General features: G+C 65.1%; 1 protein-coding gene and 1 pseudogene. One reads left to right on the top strand and one right to left on the bottom strand.

Annotated features, from left to right (window positions below; all coding sequences use genetic code 11):
* Nucleotides 1-1,617: pseudogene (locus tag FDK12_RS14945) on the bottom strand (isopeptide-forming domain-containing fimbrial protein); the annotation flags it as partial.
* A 37-nt stretch (nucleotides 1,618-1,654) separates the two neighbouring features.
* Here FDK12_RS14945 and FDK12_RS15330 point away from each other — a divergent pair.
* A partial coding sequence (locus tag FDK12_RS15330; protein ID WP_223263324.1) for a hypothetical protein occupies nucleotides 1,655-1,834 on the top strand: 180 nt, incomplete at its 3' end.

Genomic DNA, 1,834 nt, shown 5'->3' on the forward strand with positions numbered 1-1,834 from the left:
GACAGTCACCTGAGCGGTAGCGGGGCCGTTGGACACCCCGCCGAGGGTGGCGGTGGCCGAATTCGTCAGTGCTTGCCCCGGCGTCGCGGAGTCGTCGACGACGGCCCGGTAGGTCAGGGCGTGGTCAGCGTTCGTCGGGACTGCATCGAGTGACCAGGTCAGTACCTGCTGACCCGATCCGTTCGTGCTCACGGCAGGTTCAGGCGTCGCCGATCCCGCCACGTACGTCATCCCGGCCGGTAGCGTGTCCGCGATGCCGAAGTCATCGACCGTTGCCGGGATAGCGCCCGCACCGTTCGCCGAATAGGTCAACGTGTAGGTCGCGGGAATTCCGGGGGTGATGACGGATCGATCGACCGACTTCTTGATCGACGGAGTCGCACTGATGACCCGGACGAGATCACGGAAGCCGGTTGTGCAGGGGTACCGCAGGCCGGGAGTGGTCGCGATGCAGCCGGTGCCGTTCCACCAGTCGCTCGTGGTGGCGTCGAAGTCCACGATCCCCGAGAAGAAGCTCCAGACGTCCGTGCCGGCCGGGGTTTCCGGCCTGATCGTCTGGTAGACCACCGGGGTGATGTGCGAGAGACCGGTCTGTTCGGCGTTGCCCTGCGGAATGAGGACACGGACCGCCTTCACGGTCGCCGGGTCGCCCGGCTCCGCCGCGATCCACCCCGTCGTCGTTCCGCAGTCGAACGTATTCGGGTCGTACGAGGCGCTGGACGGGTCGACTGTCGCGGCGGACCCTGTGTAGTACTCCACCGTCGATCCGGCCACCGGAGTGTCCCACTGGAACCGCTCGTACGTCACGTAGCGGGTGTCGAGTGCAGAACACATGCCGATCTGCTTGGTGTCGGCGCGGTGCGTATGCAACTGGAACGCGGTGTCCATGTACTGCCCGATCGTGGTGCCGGCAGCCACCTGATATGTCTTGTCCCACGTGGTGCCGCCGCTTTTCGTGTATCCGCGACCCCAGCCGGACGAGTAGGTGCCCGGCGTGGTCCACGACTTCGATTCGGTGTTGTTCGACGGGTCATCGACGGCCGTCGCCTGTCCGCCCGCAGCTGCATAGGTCGGTGCGCTCGAGGTTAGCTCCGCCGACCCCTCCGCTGTCGTCGCGATCCGGATCCAGATGGAACCCGACGCGAGGGCGACCTGGTCGGTCGGCAGCCGTTTGCCCGCCGAATCGAGGGTCGGCGCGCTCACCGGATCGTAGTCGATACCTGTCAACGTCAGCCTGAACGTGTTCGGGCCGGTCTGGGTGAGCGTGCAGCTGTCGACGAAGTTCGCCATCTGGTTCTCAGGGTGATCCCCGCCGGACCAGGGGTGGCCATCCGCTGCTGAGGGGATGGTGTACGGGGTACAGGCCGGAGATTGCGCGAGCGAAATCGCGCTGCCCTGCGGCGAGACGATGGACAGGTCATAGCTGACGCTGTCGGGGCCGGCTTCACTCCCGGCGTCCTTGCTCAGGGTCCATTCGTAATCGACCGAGAACGAATCCGCGTTCGAAGCGAAATTTGCGGACCCGACGCCCCAGCGCATGTCCATGCCGAACGCATTCTGAATCGGGATCTCGGGAACACTGGCCGGTTGGCCGTTGATCTGACCCGCGAGTGACACTGCGCCACCAGTTGGGCCATCTACGGTAACCGGCACCATGACTACAACGGCGGTGCCTTGGTCCTTCGTCCCGACGTTACAGGTAAGGGTGCGCCCGTCAGCAGAGATACCCGACTGCGGCACAACGCCTGTCGTGAGGCACAGGTCGGGAATCGAAGAGATCCGGCCGTTCGTCGCCGTGGTCGTGAAGGTGACATTGTCCACGGGGCTGTTCGAA

Origin of the sequence: Arthrobacter sp. NamB2 (assembly GCF_005281365.1) — a bacterium.
In the GTDB taxonomy this organism is placed as follows: Bacteria; Actinomycetota; Actinomycetes; order Actinomycetales; family Micrococcaceae; genus Arthrobacter_D.